This window comes from Pseudomonas sp. 2,4-D, from assembly GCF_030418155.1.
Lineage (GTDB): Bacteria > Pseudomonadota > Gammaproteobacteria > Pseudomonadales > Pseudomonadaceae > Aquipseudomonas > Aquipseudomonas alloputida.
Window position 1 is genome coordinate 104,273 of sequence record NZ_JAUHUI010000011.1, and the last position, 15,511, is coordinate 119,783.

The 15,511-nt window shown below is 59.9% G+C and carries 18 protein-coding genes and 1 pseudogene; 14 read left to right on the forward strand and 5 right to left on the reverse strand.

Translation table 11 applies throughout. From position 1 onward, the window contains the following. Window positions 1–77: 77 nt before the first annotated feature. Both QYE47_RS10980 and QYE47_RS10985 read right to left on the reverse strand, forming a co-directional pair. Window positions 78–914: a FecR family protein gene (locus tag QYE47_RS10980; RefSeq protein WP_014591116.1), complete on the reverse strand. Its 837-nt coding sequence runs from the start codon at window positions 912–914 to the stop codon at window positions 78–80. Beyond that, on the reverse strand, window positions 911–1,435 hold the full coding sequence (locus QYE47_RS10985) for an RNA polymerase sigma factor (RefSeq protein ID WP_014591115.1): 525 nt from the start codon (window positions 1,433–1,435) through the stop codon (window positions 911–913). Before QYE47_RS10985 ends, QYE47_RS10980 begins: the two co-directional genes overlap by 4 nt. 307 nt (window positions 1,436–1,742) lie before the next feature. Here QYE47_RS10985 and QYE47_RS10990 point away from each other — a divergent pair, with 307 nt between their 5' ends. The 6 genes from QYE47_RS10990 to QYE47_RS11015 all read left to right on the forward strand — a co-directional run bounded on the left by QYE47_RS10990 (window position 1,743) and on the right by QYE47_RS11015 (window position 7,100). Then, a complete protein-coding gene (locus tag QYE47_RS10990; RefSeq protein WP_081343605.1) occupies window positions 1,743–3,254 on the forward strand; it encodes a diguanylate cyclase in 1,512 nt (503 codons plus the stop codon). Between the two features lie 126 nt (window positions 3,255–3,380). Continuing rightward, on the forward strand, window positions 3,381–4,043 hold the full coding sequence (locus tag QYE47_RS10995) for a hypothetical protein (protein ID WP_070383901.1): 663 nt from the start codon (window positions 3,381–3,383) through the stop codon (window positions 4,041–4,043). Between the two features lie 247 nt (window positions 4,044–4,290). After that, on the forward strand, window positions 4,291–4,851 hold the full coding sequence (locus QYE47_RS11000) for a nucleotidyltransferase family protein (protein ID WP_070383902.1): 561 nt from the start codon (window positions 4,291–4,293) through the stop codon (window positions 4,849–4,851). A gap of 86 nt (window positions 4,852–4,937) precedes the next feature. Continuing rightward, a complete protein-coding gene (locus QYE47_RS11005) occupies window positions 4,938–5,354 on the forward strand; it encodes a GNAT family N-acetyltransferase (protein ID WP_230678082.1) in 417 nt (138 codons plus the stop codon). Between the two features lie 201 nt (window positions 5,355–5,555). Beyond that, entirely contained in the window at window positions 5,556–6,005 is a 450-nt protein-coding gene (locus QYE47_RS11010) for an NUDIX domain-containing protein (RefSeq protein ID WP_033724970.1), read from the forward strand. A 204-nt stretch (window positions 6,006–6,209) separates the two neighbouring features. Continuing rightward, window positions 6,210–7,100 carry a serine hydrolase gene (locus tag QYE47_RS11015; protein ID WP_033724968.1) on the forward strand — a complete coding sequence of 297 codons (891 nt, stop codon included), beginning with the start codon at window positions 6,210–6,212 and terminating at the stop codon, window positions 7,098–7,100. Window positions 7,101–7,192: 92 nt separating this feature from the next. Here the strand turns inward: QYE47_RS11015 and QYE47_RS11020 are convergent. Next, window positions 7,193–7,812 (reverse strand): annotated as a pseudogene (locus tag QYE47_RS11020) (tyrosine-type recombinase/integrase). A 110-nt stretch (window positions 7,813–7,922) separates the two neighbouring features. Beyond that, window positions 7,923–8,879: a LysR family transcriptional regulator gene (locus QYE47_RS11025; RefSeq protein ID WP_019438495.1), complete on the reverse strand. Its 957-nt coding sequence runs from the start codon at window positions 8,877–8,879 to the stop codon at window positions 7,923–7,925. 41 nt (window positions 8,880–8,920) lie between these two features. Here QYE47_RS11025 and QYE47_RS11030 point away from each other — a divergent pair, with 41 nt between their 5' ends. Next, the gene (locus tag QYE47_RS11030; protein WP_014591111.1) at window positions 8,921–9,352 is read left to right on the forward strand and encodes a GFA family protein; all 432 of its coding nucleotides are present in this window, start codon (window positions 8,921–8,923) and stop codon (window positions 9,350–9,352) included. A gap of 371 nt (window positions 9,353–9,723) precedes the next feature. On the opposite strand, the gene QYE47_RS11035 is transcribed toward QYE47_RS11030, so the two are convergent. Then, the gene (locus QYE47_RS11035; RefSeq protein WP_070383903.1) at window positions 9,724–10,623 is read right to left on the reverse strand and encodes a LysR family transcriptional regulator; all 900 of its coding nucleotides are present in this window, start codon (window positions 10,621–10,623) and stop codon (window positions 9,724–9,726) included. Between the two features lie 93 nt (window positions 10,624–10,716). Here QYE47_RS11035 and QYE47_RS11040 point away from each other — a divergent pair, with 93 nt between their 5' ends. From QYE47_RS11040 to QYE47_RS11070, 7 genes are all read left to right on the forward strand, one after another. Beyond that, the gene (locus QYE47_RS11040) at window positions 10,717–11,664 is read left to right on the forward strand and encodes a ketopantoate reductase family protein (RefSeq protein ID WP_014591109.1); all 948 of its coding nucleotides are present in this window, start codon (window positions 10,717–10,719) and stop codon (window positions 11,662–11,664) included. Beyond that, window positions 11,661–12,059 carry a VOC family protein gene (locus QYE47_RS11045; RefSeq protein ID WP_010953899.1) on the forward strand — a complete coding sequence of 133 codons (399 nt, stop codon included), beginning with the start codon at window positions 11,661–11,663 and terminating at the stop codon, window positions 12,057–12,059. The genes QYE47_RS11040 and QYE47_RS11045 overlap by 4 nt, the downstream gene beginning before the upstream one ends. Continuing rightward, window positions 12,056–12,511 (forward strand): MaoC family dehydratase, encoded by a 456-nt coding sequence (locus tag QYE47_RS11050; protein ID WP_019438492.1) that lies wholly within the window; start codon window positions 12,056–12,058, stop codon window positions 12,509–12,511. The genes QYE47_RS11045 and QYE47_RS11050 overlap by 4 nt, the downstream gene beginning before the upstream one ends. Further along, window positions 12,508–13,740, forward strand: coding sequence for a CaiB/BaiF CoA-transferase family protein (locus QYE47_RS11055; RefSeq protein ID WP_070383904.1), 1,233 nt, complete (start codon window positions 12,508–12,510; stop codon window positions 13,738–13,740). Before QYE47_RS11050 ends, QYE47_RS11055 begins: the two co-directional genes overlap by 4 nt. Then, window positions 13,737–14,555 carry a shikimate dehydrogenase gene (aroE, locus tag QYE47_RS11060; protein ID WP_070383905.1) on the forward strand — a complete coding sequence of 273 codons (819 nt, stop codon included), beginning with the start codon at window positions 13,737–13,739 and terminating at the stop codon, window positions 14,553–14,555. The genes QYE47_RS11055 and aroE overlap by 4 nt, the downstream gene beginning before the upstream one ends. 4 nt (window positions 14,556–14,559) lie before the next feature. Next, entirely contained in the window at window positions 14,560–14,997 is a 438-nt protein-coding gene (gene aroQ, locus QYE47_RS11065; RefSeq protein WP_014591104.1) for a type II 3-dehydroquinate dehydratase, read from the forward strand. Between the two features lie 241 nt (window positions 14,998–15,238). After that, window positions 15,239–15,496, forward strand: a complete 258-nt coding sequence (locus QYE47_RS11070) for a hypothetical protein (protein ID WP_014591103.1) — start codon at window positions 15,239–15,241, stop codon at window positions 15,494–15,496. The last annotated feature ends 15 nt before the right edge of the window (window positions 15,497–15,511 follow it).

Below are 15,511 nucleotides of genomic sequence, written 5' to 3' on the forward strand. Positions count from 1 at the left end.
TCTCGAGTTCCTTTTATTGGCTGGGCTTTTTTCAATAGCCGCCATGGGAATCGAGAAACCCTACCTGCGCTTGATTATTATTTTCTTGTCGATTTACGTTGAATCCGGACGCTGCCATCCTCTTGTTTCAACACGGCGACGGGCAGGATGCTCGGTAACAGATCCAGCAGCAGGTCGACATGGTGCGTCTCGAAGACCCCTGTCACCTTGAGTGCAGCCAAGCTTGGGTCGCTTAGCTCAATGGATGCCTTGCGATAGTGACGCAACAACGACACCGCTTCATCCAGCGGCGTCTGCTCGAACACGATGCGATCATCTTTCCAGGCCATCGCCTTGGAGGCGTCGACCTTCGCCACTGGCATCAGTTGCCCGCCAATCGAGTCGACCTGTTGCCCTGGCCTGAGGGTGACAGGCGCTTGCGCGGCAGTTGCCACGGCGACGTCCACTCGCCCACGGGCCAGGGTGACACGAACCGCCTCGTTATCCAGGCGGCGAACATTGAACAGCGTACCGAGCACCTCGACTTTCGCCAGGCCAGCAGATACTACGAAGGGGCGGTACACGGCCGAGGACACATCGAAAAGGGCCTGCCCACTGCGCAGGTCGACTTCGCGGCTGAGCAGGCGCCAGCTGATATCGACATGCGTGCCACTGTCGAGCAGCAGTTTGCTTCCATCGCTCAGCAGCACAGCGCGCCGCTCACCCATGGCGGTAGCGAAACGCTCGCTCTTGTAGGCCGGGTTCAACCAGGCCAGGGCTGCAAAAGCGATCGCAACTGCTAGTGTGATACCTGCCGACTTCACCGCTTTCGAGGGGGCCGGCCTGGTCGGTGGCAGGGGGAACAGATGCTTGAGCTCTTCGCGATGTCGCCCCAGCGCTTCGTCCAGTGGCGCCTGTTCGGGCTGCTTGGTCATGGATGCACCTCATCGCGCCCAAGCCGTTGCCTGCACGTCGCCAACCCCAGGCGGAGGTGCTTTTCCACTGTCTTGATGGAAATACCGAGACGAGCGGCTACTTCTGCCTGGGGAATTTCGTGAACTTTATGCATGACAAAAACGGCCTGGCAGCGAGGTGGGAGGCCGGCGATAGCGCTCACGAGCAGTTGAAACTCGCGCTCGCTATCATACCGGCTCATCGGCGTGGCTGCCGGGCAGGCTACCTCCGGGAGCTCGGAAACTGCCTCTACCCAGGCGCCTCGGCGGCGATCGCTACGATAGCGACTCACGGCGGTGTCGTTGGAGATTTTCCGTAGCAACGCTAGCGGGGTCCGAACGTTTTCTTTCTCACCGCGCTCAAGCAACTGCACACACACGTCATGCACGACATCGCGGGCCAGGCTTCTGTCGCCGAAGCGTCGGCGAATGTGGTCCACCAGGTCGTCATAGTGACGTACCAATGTAGACAGCAGCGTCGGTTTGGCGGGATCGAGCGACACGATGCATCCTGAAAAAAGGTAGGCTCGGAAAACAAGACGCAAGTGTAAATGAGAAATAGTTGCGAATAAACAAGCGACAGCGTCGAGCCATGCAAATTCACAGGAAGGTCAGAAATAGTCAGTCCGTTGGCATTGGCGCTGGCTTCAAGCTCAGCGCTTCGACATGAGTAAATCTGTCGGACATTCCAATAATTTAGGTGTGCTATATTTTGGGGCATGGACCAGATAGTTACATCCTGACCGTTTGGTTACTGACAGCGTGTCGGCGCTCAGCGTGGTCTTTAGGGAAAAAGGCGTGTGAATTGACGTGAAGCGTGACATCCACCTTGTTGTGCTACTGCTATCGGTCATAGGTTTTTCTCTCGCCTCGCTAACGCTGTGGAAGGTCATGGCCTCTCGCGAGCGCGCCTTGGAAGACATCAATGTCCATGGCCTGAACCTAACCCAGGCACTGTCTACCTATTCGGAAGGTATCGTCCGACAGAGCTCGATGTTGCTGCTCGGCCTGGTCGAGCGCCTGGAAACCGAGGGCGCCGGACCTGCGCAGATCGAACGGCTGGGTCAGTTGGTCAAGCGTCAGCAACCATTGATGCCGCCAATGAGCGGCATCACCATCTATGCCAAGGATGGGCGCTGGCTCATGTCGTCCAACCGTCCAACCCCCGTCAGCGCCAACAGCAGCGACCGGGCCTTTTTCATCCACCACCGTGACGAGCCGTCCCGCGACCCCTTCATCGGCCTGCCAATCCGTAGCCGGGTCACCCAGGAATGGGTGATCACCATCAGCCGGCGATTCAACGATGACCGCGGTGAGTTCGCCGGCGTTGTTGCCATGACACTTGGCGTGGAAAACTTCCTGCAGCTGTTCGGCAAGCTGGACGTTGGCCATGACGGTGCCATCGGGCTGACCTTTACCGACGGCTCCCTGCTGGTGCGCTATCCGTTTCGGGAACAGGACATGGGGCGCAACTTTTCGAAGTCGCCAATCTTCGCCAAATACCTCATCGACCAGTCAGCCGGCACCGCTTCATTCACCTCCAGCCTGGACGGCGTAGAACGGCTCTATGCGTTTCGCAAGAGTGACAAGCTCCCCCTGGTGACAACGGTCGCGCTGGGCAAGCAGGAAGCACTTGCAGCCTGGCGGCTCGAGGCGCTGCTGTCGTCGCTGGTGGTCGCTGCGCTGCTGGCACTGACCGGAACCATTGGCTGGCTGCTGATTCGAGCCATGAGCCGGCGAAGTGCGGTCGAAAACGAGCTTCGACTGACCCAACAGCAGTTGCTTGAGAGCAACCAACAGCTCGAAAGCCTGGCGATGCACGATGCGCTGACGGGGCTTGCCAACAGGCGCTGCTTTGACGAAGCGCTGACCCAGGAGATCCGCATGGCCCATCGAAACGGGACCCCGCTGGCTTTGCTGATGATCGACATCGACCACTTCAAACGCTACAACGACACCTATGGGCATCCGGCTGGCGACGCCTGCCTGCAGCAGATGGCTTACCTGCTCTCTTCCTGCATCCGCCGCCCTCGCGACCTGCTGGCGCGCTACGGGGGGGAGGAAATGGCCGTGATCCTGCCCGATACCGACATCGACGGAGCGGCTGTCGTTGCCCGGCTGATGCATGAGCGCCTGACCTTGCAACCTGTCCCTCACGAAGGCAGCCCTTTCGGGCATGTGACCGCCAGTATCGGCATCGCCTGCTGCGATGGGACGACCCTCGACAGCCCGCCATCGCTAATTGAACGCGCCGACCGGGCGCTTTATATCGCCAAGCAAGCGGGCCGCAATCGCCTGCAAGTCGACCGGGCGAATGCATAAAGCCAATGACAAGGAAAGTATTGACGCAATCTCATTTCGGCAAAGGCCAAAAGCGGATATCTGCGTAAGCTCTGTAGCAATAGTGGTGCCGTGCCTGGCCGGGCAAATGGAGGATCAGGATCTGGATTGGATCTCAACTACACCCTGAATCCTCTCGGCAACGGCACGTACCTGTACCTCAATGGTCAATTCGACTACGACTGCGCCGCCGCTATGCTCTACAGCGCGAAGTCTGGCCAGCCTTTGGGTGCAGCGATTAGCAACACTTGCCGCTCGAGCTACTTCCTACAACAAGAGAAGCTGCGAATGGCAGGAAAACCCTACGACAAAGGGGCGCCTGCTTACGACCCCTACAACCCGCCCAACACTTACTGGGCCAAAATTGTTGCTCGAACCACCAGCCAGCTGGAGGCGGCCAGTCAATTCAATGTGCGCTTTGCGGGGTATCCGCAGTTAGACCGCAACGGCAAGATCACCATCCGTGTGCAGTTCATGGGGGTAGCCCTCGGCCAATATGCATCCTTGGTGACCGTACCAGAACGAACAGAGGTCCTGCTGGACGACCCGCAGTTTGAAGCGGCGTTGCGCAAGCAATCCCAAGGATTGAACACGGTGATCCCCCAAGTGATTTCATGCGATGCGGTGCTGGACTACAGCAAGGCAGTCGACAAAGGGCCGCGTCCCAGCGGTATTCCCAATGGGGAGTACTCTCGCTATGAGGTGCAATTTGTGGTGAAAAAAATGGGCTGCCAGGATCAACAGCGCCATTTTTCCACTGTGACTCGGTAACTCAACTTAGCCAAGAAAAAACCTTTCAGTGTCGGTCAACCGCAAAGCCAATTGCCGAAGGTCTAGTGTCTGGGGCTGCCCTTCAGGAAGGGCAGCTATGGGTCGAAAGCGGACGGTCGTGGGCTGGCGCTGCCGACTCAATGCTGCTCTTGGTGGATAGCGGCAATCGAGTTGTACCGGTGTCTTCACTGGTCACACTGTCGGCAGGTAAGCTCGGCTTTCTGCGACGACACCAAGGACGGCATACATGTGTTCCCTTAGCAATGAGCAGCTATTAGAGATCGTCCATCAGAACCCGATAAACCGGGCGCTGTTGGAGACGCTACCAACACTCGAAATTCCGAATTCCATGTTGGTCGCAGGGGCGTTGTTCCAGACGCTCTGGAATCATCGCTCGGGAGAACCTGTCGAGTGGGGCATCAAGGATTATGACATCGCCTACTTCGACGCAGACTTGTCATGGGAGGCGGAAGATCGAGTCATAGCTAAGGTTCAGCAGGCGTTCTCTCATTTAGGCATCAACGTCGAGATCCGCAATCAGGCCCGCGTGCATTTGTGGTACGAAGAGAAATTTGGCGGGGCCTACCCACCGTTGGAAAAGGTAACGGATGGTATCGACCGCTATCTCATTCGATCGACCTGTCTAGGCGTTGATGCCGGTACTGGTAAGCTCTATAGCACCCATGGCTTGAACGATCTCTCGAACAACTGGCTCAGGATGAACGAGTTGAATCCACGCCCAGATTTATTTAAAGCGAAAGCTGCCAGCTATCAGGCTCGCTGGCCATGGCTTCAATTGGTTGAATGAGCGTCAGCCAGTGGTAGCAGGCGTGGATCAGCAGAGCATAGAAAGCAGAGACCGATGGAATGGCGCTACGACTAAGAAAAGCTTGCGTGACCGATCTACCGGCCATTTACCGCGGCGAGGAGAGCTATATCCGTTCTTGGGAGCCAGTGCATGAAGCTTTCTGGCGTCGTGATCTTGAGCGGCATCTGACGCGGTGGGTAGAGAACTTCGACCATCTCACAGTCGCTGTCATCAACGATGTGTTCGCTGGATATTCACTGTGGATTCCAGAGGGTGTCTACGCAGAGCTTTGTACCATCCACGTAACCCCGGGCTCTCGTCGCAGCGGCGTTGGCGCTAAGCTGCTGAAAGCGTACATGTGCGATGCCGCATGTCAGAAATTCACTCGATTACGGTTGAGTGTGCGGCCAGACAACCCTGCAAGGTTGATGTACCAGAAAGCGGGTTTTTCATGCACAGGTGTGGGTGCGCAGGGTTATTTGATCTATGAGCGTCTTGCTTGAACAGTTTGGTGTGCGGCAGCGTTTGATCGATAAAGGCTATTTGCGACCGGCAGCCAGCGACTCGAAGCAACCTTTCGCGAAGGGTAAGTATTGGATAAAAGTAAATCCAAGATACGGTGCTGGCCTCAATGATTCGGCTTCCTGCCCCTCAAAGCAAAGGCGTAACATGAATCGCCATTTATGTCGCATAGGGAGATTGCGATGACCCCCGACAAAGTCTGTCCTGTGGTGCTCTCGTATTCGCTACCTACCAAGATTCTTCTCTTCAGGCACCCTTTGGCAGGCACGCAACTGGTGAAGGGCACTATCGAGAATGGAGAAACACCCAGCGTGGCTGCATTGCGTGAGCTGGCAGAGGAGACCGGAATTGTTGACGCAGTGATCGGCAGCGATCTAGGTTGCTGGAAGGCTGATCACCAACATCAGGTGTGGTCGTTTCACCTTTGTCGCGCAGGGCGCGAACTGCCCGAATCTTGGGTTCATCAGACGCTGGATGATCACGGCCACCGCTTCGATTTTTTCTGGGCTTCGCTCGACAACCTGCCCTACACCGACTGTCACCCAGTCTTCCAGCGAGCACTGGTATTTTTATGCGAAACACTGAGAGCGTCCGGCCATTGGAGAGATGAGGGGCCCCAGCACGATCATTGAACGGCTGGTCGAAAGCAGCCGGTCACCACTGGCCGCGCTATCGACCCATGGCGGCTGTTCGTGGAAGGTAGTAAACGGCCGCCAGTGAGCGTTCGCGTGGAGACCTCGAATCAAAAGATATCAGATTGAAGGGGGGCGCGGTGGTAATAGGGTATGTTGTCGCCCAATCTCCAGACTCAACTGTCATTCTCGCCCGAGTACTCGATGCTGATCTCTACCCTTATCGACGGCCGATTGATAACGCCACCCCTGCAGGACGAACCTCTCGTACCCTGGTGGAGTTTCACGAAAACGGTGTTAGCCGCGACAGCCCTGACGTTAGTGCGCGACGGTAGGCTCGACTTGGATGCTTCGCTTCCCGAGGGTGATTTCACTTTGCGCCAACTTCTGCGTCACGAGGCGGGCCTGGCGGACTATGGCGAACTTCCCGAGTATCACGCCGCCGTAGCCAATCATGAGTCTGCATGGCCCGTAGGCGAAATGATGGAGCGCCTGGATGGGCACCGACTCCGATACAGCCCTGGTACGGGTTGGCATTATTCGAATGTTGGTTTCATGCTGGTAGCCCAGATCATCGAGCGTGCTGCCGATCTGTCGCTCGCAGACGCTCTCAAGCAGCAAGTACTGAGGCCGCTCGACATATCGACGGTTCGCTTGGCAACGGAACGTGCTGATCTGAATGGGAAGTACCTGGACAGGTCGTTGAGTTACGACCCCGGCTGGGTATATCACGGATTGCTGATTGGCCCTGTTTCACAAGCTGCCTGGCTCCTAGATGGCGTGCTTGCTGGAGATCTCCTACCGGACAATCTGCTTCGGGAAATGCAGACGACGCGAGTACTGGGTGGCCCAATGACAGGTCGGCCTTGGTTGGCGCCTGGTTACGCGCTCGGCATGATGCGAGGCGGAATCGAGGATGATCTGATGTTGGCTGGGCATACCGGATTGGGGCCAGGCAGTGTTATCGCGGTCTATCGATGTTCCGTTGGTAACTCCGCCGCATGCTGTGCAGTTCACTCGATTCGGGCGGATGAGGCAGGCGTCGAAAAGCTGGTAGTTCAAGAAATACGAGCGGTGCTGGCAGTGACACGCTGAAGTTACGCGTGCCTCTCGGTGCGGCCTCTCTTCGCAACGTCCGCTATGGGTCGGACAGCGACGGTCATAACTCGACCGCCGCTGTAGGCCTCTCAGGCCTCCGTCTGCTCCGCCACCTCCAATGCGTCAACGACTTCAATACCTAGGTATCGCACCGTGCTTTCAAGCTTCGTATGGCCGAGCAGGAGTTGAACTGCCCTCAGTTTTTTTTCCTGCGATAGATCAATGATGCCTTCGTACGTCTCATCGTGTGGGTACCGTACATTGCCGGGTCAAGGCCAATAGCCGTTATCCACGCTTTGACGATTCGGGCGTACTGCCGAGTGGAGAGATGCACTGAGGCGTGTAGCCGGCTTGGAAAAAGGCAATCCTCGCTATGGAGACGAGCTTGATGTATCCACGCCTCAAGGGCCAGCCGCGTTTGCTCTGTAATCTCAAACTGTACGGGGCGCTGGGTTTTCTGCTGCATCACCATTGCTCGTGATGACACGTGCTCCCCATGAGCAACGTCGCGTACGCGAAGCTTGGTCAGATCGCAGGCTCGCAGCTTGCTGTCGATGGCCAAATCGAAGAGAGCTAAATCACGAGTGTCTTGCGCGATTTGAAGCCTCACCCGAATGGCCCAGATATCTTTCAGTCGAAGCGGGGCTTTCTGCCCGACCAGTTTCCCTTTGTTCCAAGGCTGACGTCTGTTGGTTGTAATAGCTTTCATGGCTTGTCCTCCATCTGAGGGAGGGCAAGGATGGCCAACTCGGCCCAGAGGCGCTAACCGACCCATTGCAGCCGTTTAGACAAAGCAGTGGATGCTACGGCCTACGCTGCTCACTGATCGGCCAAGCATAGATACTGATGTAACTGCTCTCCAAGAACCTCGAACGCCTGAGCGATCCTGTTAATTTTGCGCAGGTCATTGTGCATTGCGATCCACACCTCAACCTCAAATCCAAAATCGTGTGGTAGCACATGTACCAGGCCGTGCGATTTTGCGATTTGCGTCGGGCAGAGTCCGAAGCCTAAGCCCGCTCTCAGAGCGGCCAGCTGAGCAAGGTGATGATCAGAGGCAATGGCGAAATGCTGGTCGGCATCGCACAGACCAGAGTCGATAAACCGACGCAAATCCGCTGAGCGTCTGTCTGGCCCGATCAGCGGTCGCTGGCGCAGCGACAGCAGGGAGGCTGGATTACCGTAGCGCTCCAGGCACCCGGCACTGGCATGGATGCCAATCTGCAAACTGCCGACACGCCGCACCGTGATATCCGCTTCATTGGGCCGCATCAGCCGCACCGCAATATCCGATTGCAGCCTGGCGATGTCTTCAAGGGCATCGCTTATGCTCAGCTCAAGTTTGAGTCCGACGTATTCGTAATGGAAAGGGCGCAGCAGGTCGGGCAATACTTCGACGCCAAGCAACTCGCCACAGGCAAGCCGGACTGTACCGTGATCCATCGACGCTTCAGAGCTGGCCATGCGGTTGAAGGTTTGCGCGGCCAGATCCATGGCCTCCACATGTTCGATCAGGCGCTGCGCTCCGGCAGTAGGCGTCAGTCCTTGAGGTGTGCGGGTGAACAGACTCACACCGAGAGCGTGTTCAAGACAGTCGAGGCGCCGGCGCGCAGTGGCCTGGGCGATACCCAGCAGCTTCGCGGCGCCGCTCAGGCTACCAGAGCGCAACACGGCGAGAAATACACGCTGGCTTTCCCATTCAATACCGCTCATACATTCTTGGCCAACAGTTGCTCCTAATTTGATCTTCTGCCCGAGCCTGTGAAAAGCGATCATTCGCCCACATTTTTCCGGGCGTCATTGTAAGGAACTAACGCATGAGAATCACCGGTCAGTGCCGATGTGGGCAAGTCACCCTTGAGATCGTGGCGCGGCAATTGCCGCCGCTGTATGCCTGCCACTGTTTGAACTGCCAGCGCTGGAGCGGCAGTGCGTTTGGTCTGCACATGCTGAGCGCGGCTTCGGCTGTTCAGGTGTCTGGCGAAACGGCGATCTTTGAGCATGAACACCAAGGTCAAACGTCTACCCAACATGCCTGCGGTACATGTCATACCCGGCTGTTCAACGAGACGACGGCAGTACCCGGCATGCGAGTGGTACGGGCCGGCATCCTGGAAGGGGCTGAGCGCTTCGAGCCGGTTGCGCATATCTGGACTCGGCGCAAGCAGCCATGGCTGGTGCTGCCGGGAGCTATCGCACAATGGCAGGAGAGCCCCACGCCAGAAGCATTCGCCGCCGCATTAGGGTAAAAGAGCTTGCTCTTCCATAAGTGAAGGTGTCGCTCGCCAAGCGGCAAATTATCAGGGTTGACTACGTACGCTTCGGGTCCAGGCTGTGTGAAAACCCAAGCGGTTCTCTGAAGAGCGCGAGCGTACGTGAAATCTGAAATGGATTGGTTATTCAGCTAACCCAGATTTCGCGCAGGAGCGCGAAATTCTGGTCGTTTTCTTACCAGTCGGATCGCGCCAAGCGTTTTCACACAGTCTGGGCCGAGAGCGGCCGGTCGTGAATGCCAATTTACGACCCAAGCCCATCCTTCGCGAAGATAGGCGTGCGGCCAGAGCAGATGGCCTAAATCAGACCTGTTATCTAAGCCGAAACGGGATCATGCTTGGCGGGCTTATTGAAACAATCCGCGAACGACTTCCCTCAACCATCGATTTCCATTGTCCTGATGATAGCGGGCATGCCAATGCTGTTTGACCGTGAATCCCTCCACTTCGAACGGGCAGTCATGGACCTGTAGCCCATGCATATCGGCCAGTGTCTGCCCGATATGCCGCGGCAAGGTGCCCAGTAGGTCGGTAGTCCCGATTATCTTCCCCAACCCGAGAAACGCTGGCAGCTCGAGCATGATCCGCCGTTCGATCCCGGCCCGCGCCAATCCCGCTTCCAGCAGCTTCTGCCCGGTGCCGAAACTGATCTGCACATGCCCCTCGGCCCGATACCGCTCCAGGCTCATGCCATTGCCCAGGCGCGGATGCTGCGGGTTGCTCAGGCACACCCAGTCCTGCTCGAACAGCACCTGCTGATACATCCCCCCGCCCAGCCAGGGCACGAAGCCGATGGCCAGGTCCGCTTCACCCGATTCCAGCGCGCTCTCGGTATTGCCGTCGATCCGCGCCGCCTCCAGGCGGATACCCGGCGCATGGCTGCGCAGATGGTTGAGGATGCTGGGCAGCAAGGTGATGTGGCTGGCATCGCTGACACACAGGCGAAAACGCCGCTGCGCTGTGGCGGCGATGAACTGCGGCTCCCAGGCGGTCAGCCGGCGCAGCGATTCCAGCACCTCGCGGCACGGCCCTATCAGCTGATCGGCGCGCGGGGTAGGGGCCATGCCGCCCGGCGTGCGCACGAACAGCGGGTCGTTCAATTGCTCGCGCAGGCGCGCCAGCCAGATGCTGATGGTCGGCTGGCTCTGCCCCAGCTGTTCGGCGGCACGGGTCACGCTGCGGCATTGGTACAGCACGTCGAACAGCTGCAGCAGCTTGGGTTCGGGCAGGGCCTCCAGGCGAGTCATTATTGAAAATCTCAATAGCTGTATTGAGGCCATTGTATAGCGCAAATAAACCCTGCTGCATAAGGTGATCGCAAATCACAGGAGGTCTGCGACGTGAAAATCTGCATTCTGGGCGCCGGTGCACTGGGTTGCGCCATTGGCGCGGCCCTGAGCGAGGCAGGGCATGAAACCTGGCTGCTGAACCGCGGCCGCGCGCACGTCGAGGCGATGAACCAGCATGGGCTGCGGGTGCAGGACGAACGGGGCGAGCGCTATGTACCGGTCAACGCAGCCATCGAAGCCGAAGACGTTGGCGTGACCGATTTGGTGGTGGTGCTGGTGAAGTCGTTTCACACTGCCGAGGCCATCGCCGGTGCCCTCGCGCTGATAGGCCCGCAGACGCTGGTGCTGTCGCTGCAGAACGGGCTCGGCCACGAGGACATCCTGGCCGAAGTGGTGGGTCGCGAGCGGGTGCTGGCTGGCAAGACCTATGTCGGCGGCGTGCTCCTCGCGCCGGGCTCGATCCGCGCCGGTGTGGCCGGCAAACAGACCTTCATCGGTGAGCTCGACGGCCAGCTGACGCCCCGCGCGCAGGCCATCGCCGAAGCGTTCAACAATGCCGGGCTGGCCACCACGGTCAGCGACAACATCCTCGGCACCATGTGGGACAAGCTGCTGGTCAACGTCGCCACCGGTGCGTTGAGCGGCATCACCATGCTCAGCTACGGCCAGCTGTACAGCGAGCCGCTGCTGGAAAGCACCGCCAAGGCCGCCGTGGCCGAGGCCATCGCCGTGGCCGAGCGCGCCGGCATCCGCTTGAGCCTGACCAGCCCCGAGGCTGCCTGGTCACTGGCCGCCGAAGGCCTGCCGGCGAGCTTCCGCACCTCGATGCTGCAGAGCCTGGAAAAAAACTCGATCACCGAAATCGACTTCATCAACGGCTCCGTCGTGCGCTGGGGCCAGCGCCATGGCGTGGCCACGCCGGTCAACGCGACCCTGGTGGCCTGCATCAAGGGTATCGAGCGCGCCATGGCCGATCACCAGAAGGGAGAAACTCCATGAGCCAGCCAAAAGCCTACCTCGAACACGTGGCGTTCTGGGTGCAGGACATTCAGTGGCATATCCGCTTTTTCAGCGAGGTGTGCGGCATGACCATGCGTGAAGTGCAGGGTGACGTCGAGCAACCGGCGCAGTACTGGACACTCGGCGGCCTGCAGTTCATTCACCAGCCGGACTTCGCTGGCCCGGAAGGGCGCCTGGCGCACCTGGGCATCATGTGCGAAGACCTGGAAGCGGCACTGGCCGCCGCCCAGCGCTTTGGCGTCAGCGAAATGCCCCAGGGCCGCAACTGGCTGCGCCTGCCTGATGGCCTGGCGGTGGAGTTCATCCAGGCGCTGCCGGCCAAATGCGTAGCCCAGGCACTGGCCATCGACCCGCGCGCGGAGGTGCAGGCATGAGCGTGATTGAAAAGTACTGGGACGATGCCCGCGAAGGCGATGAGTGCATCAGCCCGACCTACACCGTGACCCGCGAACGCATCCTGGCCTACGCCGACCTCACCGGCGACCACACCCCGGTGCATGTCGATGAGGCCTACGCCAACGCCAGCCATTTTGGCTGCCTGGTCGCCCACGGCCTGTTCGGGCTGTCGATCGCCGACGGCCTGAAGACCCAGTGCGAGTACCGCTTCGTGCCGGGCATGTCGCTGGGTTGGACCTGGGACTTCGTGCTGCCGATCAAGGTCAACGACGTGCTCCACGTGCGCATGCGGGTGGGGGCGATGCGCCCGAGCAACAGCCGGCCTGGCTGGGGCATCGTGGTGCTGCCTTCGGAGCTGATCAACCAGCACGGTGAAGTCGTGCAACGTGGCGAGCACCGGTTGATGGTGCCGCGCAGGGTAGCAGCATGAGCCAGGCATTGCCATTGGCGGGTATCCGCGTCATTGACTACAGCCACTTCCTCGCCGGCCCCTATGTCGGCCGTTGCCTGGCGGCGCTCGGCGCAGAGGTGATCAAGGTCGAGCGGCCGGGTAGCGGCGACGCTGGCCGCCAGCATGCGTTCACCCTGGACGACCAGCAGAGCGGTTATTTCCTGCAGCTGAACATGGGCAAGCAGGGCGTCAGCGTCAACATGAAGGACCCGCGCGGCAAGGCGTTCATGCAGCGCCTGACCGATTCGGCCGACGTGTTCATCGAGAACTACCGCCCCGGCGCCCTGGACAAGCTGGGCCTGGGCTACGCCGAGCTGTCGGCGCGCAACCCGCGCCTGGTGTACTGCTCGATTTCCGCCTACGGCCATACCGGGCCGGACGCCCACCGCGCCGGCTTCGGCCTGATCGCCGAAGCCAAGAGCGGGATCATGCAGATGGTTGGTGTACCGGGCGAGGCACCGCCGCTGCTGCGTATTTCCCTGGGCGACATGTACACCGGCATCCACGCGGTGGCGGCGATCAATGCCGCGCTGCTCGGCCGGGTGAGCAGTGGCCGTGGCCAGCACATCGACATGGCGCTGTACGACACCCTGGTGTCGATGCACGAATACGCGGTGCAGTGTTACACGCTGTCCGGTGGCACTGTGTTGCCCCAGCAGACCGGCCACGACATGCCCACTTCGACCCTGTACGGCGTGTTCCGCGCCACCGACGGCGACCTGGTGATCGCCGCCCAGGTCGACGATGCCTGGCAGCGCTTCGCGGCCATGCTCGAAGCTAACGGCGGCCCGCCCGGGTTCGGCAGCGACTGCCGCTACCACAGCCTCAACGGCCGCAACGCCAATCGCGAGGCGATCCTGGCGGTGGTCCGCGACTGGGTTGGCGCGCGCCGGGTGGCCGAGATCCTGGCGTTGCTCGATGGCATCGACATCCCCAGTGCCAAGGTCCAACGCATCGACGAGGTGCTGGCCGACCCGCAGATCCAGGCACGCAACATGGTCATCGAGCAACAGCACCCACGCTACGGCACGCTGCGCCTGGCCAACCTGCCGTTCCGCTTTTCCGACTGCGACACCACGATTCACCAAGTAGCCCCGGACCTTGGCCAGCACAACGCCGAAGTGGCCGCCGGGCTTGGCTTCAGTACTGAAGAAATCACTGCCTTGCAGGCGGATGGCGTGTTGTTTACCCACGGAGATGCACGATGAGCGACCGCTACGCAGTGATCGGCCGACCGATCAATCACACCAAGTCCCCGCTGATTCATGGCCTGTTCGCCCAGGCCAGCAACCAGCGGCTCGAATACGGGGCTATCGAGGGCTCGCTGGACGACTTCGAAGCCCAGGTACTGCAGTTTTGTAGCGAAGGCGGGAAGGGCATGAACATCACTGCCCCGTTCAAGCTGCGTGCCTTCGAGCTGGCTGACCGGCGCAGCGAGCGGGCGCAATTGGCACGGGCGGCCAATGCGCTGAAGTTCGAGGATGGCCGCATCGTCGCCGAGAACTTCGATGGCATCGGTTTGCTGCGGGACATCGAGCGGAACCTTGGCGAGCCGCTGCGCAACCGCCGTGTGCTGCTGCTGGGTGCTGGCGGCGCGGTGCGCGGGGCGTTGCTGCCGTTCCTGCAGGCGGGGCCTCGCGAGCTGGTGATCGCCAACCGGGACATGGCCAAGGCGCTGGCGCTGCGTAACGAGCTCGATCACCCGCGTCTGCGCATCAGCCGCTACGAAGCGCTGGAAGGTCAATCGTTCGACATCGTGGTCAACGCCACCTCGGCGAGCCTGACCGCTGACTTGCCGCCACTGCCGGCCGATGTGCTGGGCGAGGCGGCCTTGGCCTACGAGCTGGCCTATGGCAAAGGCCTCACGCCTTTCCTGCGCCTGGCCCGCGAGCAGGGCCAGGCGCGCCTGGCCGATGGCGTCGGCATGCTGGTGGAGCAGGCCGCCGAGGCGTTTGCCTGGTGGCGCGGGGTGCGGCCCGACACACGTGCGGTGATCGATCAGCTGACGATTCCCCTGGAGTAGGTCGATGGTCGCCAATGTACTGATGCTGCACGGCATCAACCACAACATGTTCGGAAAGCGCGACCCGCGCCAGTACGGCACAGCGACCCTGGCCGACATCGACCAGGCATTACAGGCCCTGGGCGAGGAGCTGGGGGCGCAGGTCGAGAGCTTCCAGAGCAACTTCGAGGGCGCCATGTGCGAGCGCATCCATCAGGCCCATGAGGACCGGGTGGATGCCGTGCTGATCAATGCCGGTGCCTGGACCCATTACAGCTATGGCATTCGTGATGCGTTGGCCATTATCGAAGTGCCGGTAGTTGAAGTGCACATGTCCAACATTCATGCCAGGGAGCCATTCCGCCATCACTCGGTATTTGCCGAGGTGGTGCGCGGGCAGATCTGCGGGTTTGGTGTCGAAACCTACCTGCTGGCGCTGCGTGCGGCGATGAGCATGGTCTGAGCAGGGCGCAGGGGTCGGCTCTGCGAGTGGGTTTACCCGCGAAGCAGGTGACACGGGGCATGCGGTGACGGCGCCTGAAGTGACCGTAGGTGTGGCGGGTGTCGTGCTGCCTACCCATCCAGCATGGATGGAAAGCCAGTAGCGACTTCCGTGACTGCATAGTACGGTCCGCCTTCAACAAGCCACCCGGTTCGTTGCCTCCAACCCCACGGACCGGGGCTCTCATGACCTGGGAGGTCGAATGGACGTCGCTACAACGATCAGTCAACAAGAACTGGATAACGCCTTGGTCGCGTTTGCACGCTACAAAATCGGAGAAATCAAGATCTTCGACCTGGAGCAGGCAATGAGCTTCGAAGCAGGCCAAGCCTTGTCCCAAAGCGGGCTGGTCCGGTTCTCAATTACCAAAATGGTGTCAGGACGTTATCGCATCAGCGATGAAGGAGAGAACGCCATCACAGAGGCTGGGCGGGATCGCCTTGAGGTGATCCGCGCCTGACCATAGGTCCAGCTT